5 protein-coding genes and 1 pseudogene are annotated in these 5,670 nt (G+C 55.4%); 1 reads left to right on the top strand and 5 read right to left on the bottom strand.

From position 1 onward, the window contains the following. Positions 1-199, top strand: a 199-nt coding sequence (locus tag BLX89_RS23645; protein ID WP_198935195.1) for a transposase, incomplete at its 5' end; no start/stop codon positions are given. Positions 200-335: 136 nt separating this feature from the next. Here BLX89_RS23645 and BLX89_RS23640 read toward each other — a convergent pair. The 5 genes and pseudogenes from BLX89_RS23640 to BLX89_RS24855 form a co-directional block, all read right to left on the bottom strand. Next, positions 336-611 carry a hypothetical protein gene (locus BLX89_RS23640; RefSeq protein WP_143523753.1) on the bottom strand — a complete coding sequence of 92 codons (276 nt, stop codon included), beginning with the start codon at positions 609-611 and terminating at the stop codon, positions 336-338. Positions 612-1,065: 454 nt separating this feature from the next. Beyond that, on the bottom strand, positions 1,066-1,752 hold the full coding sequence (locus tag BLX89_RS23635; protein WP_143523752.1) for a response regulator: 687 nt from the start codon (positions 1,750-1,752) through the stop codon (positions 1,066-1,068). A gap of 890 nt (positions 1,753-2,642) precedes the next feature. Next, positions 2,643-4,649, bottom strand: coding sequence for a hybrid sensor histidine kinase/response regulator (locus BLX89_RS23630; RefSeq protein ID WP_075293379.1), 2,007 nt, complete (start codon positions 4,647-4,649; stop codon positions 2,643-2,645). A 513-nt stretch (positions 4,650-5,162) separates the two neighbouring features. Next, positions 5,163-5,303, bottom strand: a pseudogene (locus BLX89_RS24520) (SDR family NAD(P)-dependent oxidoreductase); the annotation flags it as partial. Beyond that, on the bottom strand, positions 5,239-5,442 hold the full coding sequence (locus BLX89_RS24855; protein WP_198935197.1) for a hypothetical protein: 204 nt from the start codon (positions 5,440-5,442) through the stop codon (positions 5,239-5,241). The gene BLX89_RS24855 and the pseudogene BLX89_RS24520, both read right to left, overlap by 65 nt. Between the last annotated feature and the right edge of the window lie 228 nt (positions 5,443-5,670).

Genomic DNA, 5,670 nt, shown 5'->3' with positions numbered 1-5,670 from the left:
GCCGCTCCCGCCGAAATCACCGGAACTGAACCCGGTCGAAAATCTCTGGCACTTCATGCGCGAAAACTGGCTCTCAAACCGCGTCTTCAAATCCTACGACGACATCGTCGATCATTGCTGCGATGCCTGGCGAAAGCTCGAAAGCCAGCCCTGGCGCATCATGTCTATCGGCCGCAGAGAATGGACCAATGAGTTCTGATCAGTGAGGATGCGTATAAGTCGAGCTTGGTCAATGTGCGAGAAAAACTTCTTACCGAACTCAATAGGGACTCACCGACCAGCTGTGCCCTGAAATTTAGTCTCTTCCCATGACGATGTTGCGATCAAAGTGAGTGTCAAGATCTTTCTCGCCGGGCGTCGCTTGGCTTACGCGTCGGCGTTATCCCATAAAGCTCAAATTCGCATTCGTCATAGAAAGTAATGAGGGCGTACATGGCCATGAACTGCTCATCCGTCGTGCGGCCGTCATCGCTGTCCAGTACAACCTGCAAAAGACCTTTGCAGTCCACTGCCGGCTGCATCGTTACGACGTTGCCGGACAAATCTATGAAAATGTCATAGAGCGCCGGTATCTCATCGCCACGCCTGTAGAATTCAATCAGCATCGCCACACAGAGCTCCTCTCCATGAGCAACTAGAGGGCGGAGAGGGCAGCGCAAGTCGTTAACGTGCGAGGTTTCGCGAAGTTTTAAAGGCAACCTTAAACAAGCCTAACTGAACACCTGGCCAAAAATGGTGTTGGCGTGAAACACCCACACGGGACTGTTGTGTCCTCGCCATGCGGTCGCTCGCCGGCAAGGACATCCGCTTACCTGCGCAGAATCTAGAACCTGATCGAAGGCGCGCCCGTGGGACCATCGACCAAATTCGAGCTCATGCGGCGTTATCGTACGCATGGCGGATGCGTTCGCCGCGAATAATGTCTCTGCAATCTCATGCAAAAAGAAGACGCTTCGAAAGGGTAGCGAAGCGCCTTCAGTTGGGGTGTGTGCTCGTTAGCAAGGCTTGGCAATGCACCAAACAGACAAAGACTGAAATTGTTCCCAGTCTTCTGGAGCGTGTGGTTTATGATGCCGGAAGCAACGCTGCGAAGTTCACGACCAACGCGTCAGGGTCGCAAGGTTTGGACAGGAAGGGTGCACTGCCAAACTCGTTCGGAACCACTGAGCGATCATACCCGGTTAAGAAAACGAACGGGATTTGTCTCTTCATCAATCCTGCCGCGGCCTCGTAGACCGTTCCGTCAAGTAGATGGATGTCGAGAACGGCAGCGTCGAGCGAGAATTCAGACGCTATTTCCACAGCCTGCTTAGCGCGACTTATGGGACCAAAAGCCTCCGCACCCGCCAGCGTCAGGGCTGTGAGCAAGTCGGAGGCCGTCAGATAGTCGTCCTCGACGACAAGTATCCTCCGACCAGCTAGCACCTTGTGGTCAGAAGATGAAGCCCCACTGCCTCTAGGCGGGGTTGAAGACCAGTGCCCGTGATCTGGCCGCGGCGTCCTTGTCAGCAGTTCTACGGCGATGCGGTGCAACATCCCGGTAGCGTTTTTCAGACCTGCGTTTTTCCGGAAACCAAGATCACCGCCCAGTTTTTGGAGTGTCTGGTCTACAAGTGCAGAACGTGTCCCCTCGTCGGGAGAATAGCGTTGAGCCCAAACATCAAGGGTTTGGTACAAGGTTTCGGGATCGAGGATACTGCCATTTTGTGGAATAGCAGGGCTTTCTTTTTTGCGGCAAGAGCGCACTAGCACCTAATCTGGAACCTACGATAGCGTCGCCAATCATAACTCCGCGCAAGCCGGAGTCCATTACAAAATGTTGCCCTGCGCAGGAGTCGCTCGGAACTAACCTACCTAGCTGTTGAACCGGTTCCCCTGGGTGTCACTTTGCATACGACGTTTACTAAAAATCAATGGTATTCAGCAAGCATGGACGGCGTCGACTGGTCCTCGGCGGTTGCAAAGCCCTCTACACGTCAAGTGAGAGGGCTTTGTTATGCAGGTATGGTGTCCATGCACCAACACTGGCTCCCTGAATCACAACGGATACATGTAACTGTTGATTGTGTAGGTGACCTTTTGTAGATTGGGTCCCGCTAATGGGCGGAACCCAAGCAGGCAAGGTTCCTGCGCCACGAACGTTTTGGAGCCTTGCCAACTAAGGGTGCGGTGATCTCGCGGCAAATGTGTTCGCCTCTGTTCAGAGTAGCTGTAGGCGACTAGCTCACCAGCTTGAATGACCGACAGGGCCATATTGACTGATGGTACGCCTATGCCGTTTACGCCCAACGGTGTTGCATGAGTTTTGCGAATTGCGGCGCAACGGTCCTTCGGATCGTGTAGCAGCCTCCTTGGGGGCTCATCCCAACCGCAGCGCCGAGCGAAAGGGCACAGCGGCAACGATGTTGCCGACGTCGTCCGTTATCTCAAACGTTTCAACCGTCGACTGGCACTCCTGCAAATATCATGTCAGATACAATCTCACGTGCTGAGTCCACCGCGTCGGACTTCGCAGCGTCGGCATATGGAAAATTTCTCTTCCGATGGGATCGCGTTTTAAGTGGGAGCCTATGCGAACATGAAAATAGAACTCGGAATAATTCTTGGGGCCCCAGGCGCGGTCCGTGCCGCCCTCTGACAAGTTATGGTGAAGCCGGCGCTGGCGGTATGGCTTGGACGACAGCCTGGAAGAGTTGCCCAAGCGTGAACGGTTTAGCCAAGCGGACCATCTTGGTATCGGCCCCGGGCGGCAGTTCGGCGTAGCCGGTCGCGAGCACGATCGGCATCGCCGGATGTCGTTCCCTGACAGCCTCCGCCAGTTGCACCCCCGTCATCCCCGGCATCGCCTGATCGGTAATGATCAAATCTATCGCCTCGCCTAACTCGAGGACCTGAAGGGCCTGACTTCCGGACGCGGCTTCGACCACATCATGACCGAGGTCTTCCAGCATGGCGACGGAGTTCATAAGGACGAGCGCGTCGTCGTCGACAGCCATTATACGCAGCTTCCTGATCGGACTGGCCGGCGCGTCCACGGCGGCGTCCGGGGCGGCGACATCGGGCTTAGACGCCTCATCTGCGGGAAGACAGAGTTCAACGGAAGTGCCTTTTCCGGGATCACTTTCGATTCGCATTCTTCCGCCTGACTGGGCCACCAAGCCGTCGACCATCGAAAGTCCGAGACCGGTACCTTTCCCAACGCCCTTCGTCGTAAAGAATGGCTCTCTTACCCGTCCCAAAGTCTCCCGGTCCATCCCTTCGCCCGTGTCCTTGACCGTGATGCAAACATAATCTCCAGGTGTAAGATCGAGAGCTACAGCCGCCTGGCCATGAAGGAATTTTGCAGCGATCGAAACTTTTCCGCCGTTCGGCATCGCGTCCCTGGCGTTGACGACAAGGTTGAGGAGTGCGTTTTCCAGTTGGCCCTGATCTGTGGTGACCCGCGGTAGGTCTCTTGAGATCTGCATCTCGACTTCGACAGTCGGTCCGACGGACTGTACAAGGAGGTCAGACATTCCTGCCAGCATAGTGCCGATATCGATGCTCTCGCTCTTGAGCTCCTGTCGTCGGGCAAATGCGAGCATCCGCTGTGTCAAGGCCGCGCCGCGCTTCGCGCCCTGCACCGCATTATCAAGCAACGCCAAGGACCTCGGGTCGCCCGGGAGCCGCTTTCGTAGAAGTTCGAGGCTTCCTAGCACGGCGGTGAGAAGATTGTTGAAGTCATGCGCGGCGCCACCTGTAAACACGCCGACAGCCTTCAGCCTCTCGGCTTGCCGTAAGCGCTCGTCCGCAGCCTTCTTCTCGGTGATATCGCGGGTCACCTTCGCGAAGCCGATAACCTCTCCATCCTCACGTATGGCGTCGATCACCACGCTGGCCCAGAAGCGTGTCCCATCCTTGCGGACACGCCAGCCTTCATTCTCCCAGCGGCCCTCAGTGCGTGCTGTGACAAGCCCGAGCTCCGGCAGCCCCGCCGCCCTGTCCTCTTCGGTATAGAAGTTCGAGAAGTGTTTTCCGATGATTTCGCCGGCTGAGTAGCCTTTCGCGCGCTCAGCTCCCTCGTTCCAGCTTGCGACGTTTCCCTCGATGTCAAGCATGTATATCGCGTAGTCGACAACGCTTTTGACGAGGAGGCGAAAGTTGCGCTCGGTTTCGCCAAGCTTACTTGCAGCTCGTTCGAGCTCCTTCGTTTGCTCTTTGACCAGTTGGTCGAGCTGCTCGTTCGCGCTCTGAAGTGCCAGCTCTGTTTGCCGGCGTTCTCCAACGTCCCTGGTAATCGCAAGCTGCCCCGTCCTGCCGTCTTCAAGTTGGATGGGAACGGCATGTGTTTCCATATGGCGGCGAGTCCCCTTCAGCCCCACAATGTCGAATTGCCACGACAACTTCTCGCCCGCACATATTCTCCCATGGTTGGCAAGCCATGTATCTCGATCCTCTTCCGCGATCAGACTTGGCGTCGAGGCTCCGTCCACGGTTACCCAAGACCCCGCCTCGATCATCCGCAGACCAGCGCCGTTCATGCGCAAAAGACTGCCGTCAGGCCCGACGATCTTAATGCACTCAGGTGTTTCTTCAATGATTGCCTCGAGAAATGGGCCGCCATCAGTCCGGCCACGAAAACTCAAAACTTCGGCAAGCTCCTTAAGCATCCGATCTCCAATTTCCCTACGAATTTGCTGAGGTAGAAGCGCCGCCACTCGTTAGTTTTCGGTCAACCCCTACAAATTCGTCTAAATGAAATAAGTTCCATGCCATCCAAAGAAAAATTGGCCAAGAAGATCGGGGAAGCACGTTCTTCACCCTGTGTTGTCGCTTTAGCATACAGTTCGCAGTCGCTGAGGCATGGTGACGTTGCGCCTGTGTAAAAATTCCATTCCGCTCGCGGTCCCTGAAACTGGCGGGCCAACCCAATCTGAATGCGGGTTCTTCAGGAAGTGGCTTTACTCAAGTGGCGCTGGTTAATCTTTGGCCACCTCTGCCTGCGCTTGGCGCAAAGCTCTTAGTCGCTCGGTCTTGATACGATAGGCCTAACCGGCGGATCGGGAAGGGGCGCTGTCCCTCACTCCCGCAAGAAGGCCTGTCATCTTCAAACGAGGACAGGACAGTTCGTCGTGGACGTTATTTCTAGGGACGCTAATTCACGCTGTCTAGGCGGTTCGGTAGGCATGATCCCCGGCGGCAATCACGAGCTTGGCGCCTTGGCAAGCGAAGCCCTCAGCCGTGGCTTGGCCGATCCCACTAGCCGCTCCGGTGATCACCACCACGTTCGCTTTGCTCTGTATTGCGGTCTCCAATTCCGTCATCAAAGAATTCGATGTTTATACCGTGCTCGCTGAGACGATCCTGCATAATTGCAGCCATCGTATTCAGGAAAGCGTCGATGCCGTATTTGGCTTCAAAGCTGCGACAGGCTTCTTCGAGGGCTTTGGCATCAGCGTTCATAATCTTTCGTAACCTCGATGTAGGTGTTTTTCTTCGGAGGAGTGATCCCGAAGAATGCAGCTAAATTCTCAAGCGCGATAATGAAACCCGCGTGGATTTTGCGTTCATGCATAGAAAAAATGAAGCGCACAGCCGTTCCTCATTCTGTCAGGACTTCGTAACCGGCACGACATTCGATTGTTCCGAGGCTGAGTGTCGGATTGGTAAGAATATCGCCTATCAGTCCGG

Origin of the sequence: Pararhizobium arenae (assembly GCF_001931685.1) — a bacterium.
In the GTDB taxonomy this organism is placed as follows: domain Bacteria; phylum Pseudomonadota; class Alphaproteobacteria; order Rhizobiales; family Rhizobiaceae; genus Pararhizobium; species Pararhizobium arenae.
The sequence above is the reverse complement of the archived record's forward strand: the minus strand, read 5'-3'. Positions and strand labels throughout refer to the sequence as shown.

Excerpts from the sequence above, each read along its gene's own strand:
- BLX89_RS23630 (WP_075293379.1), bottom strand. The coding sequence starts at position 4,649 with ATGCTTAAGGAGCTTGCCGAAGTTTTGAGTTTTCGTGGCCGGACTGAT.
- BLX89_RS24855 (WP_198935197.1), bottom strand. The coding sequence starts at position 5,442 with ATGAACGCTGATGCCAAAGCCCTCGAAGAAGCCTGTCGCAGCTTTGAA.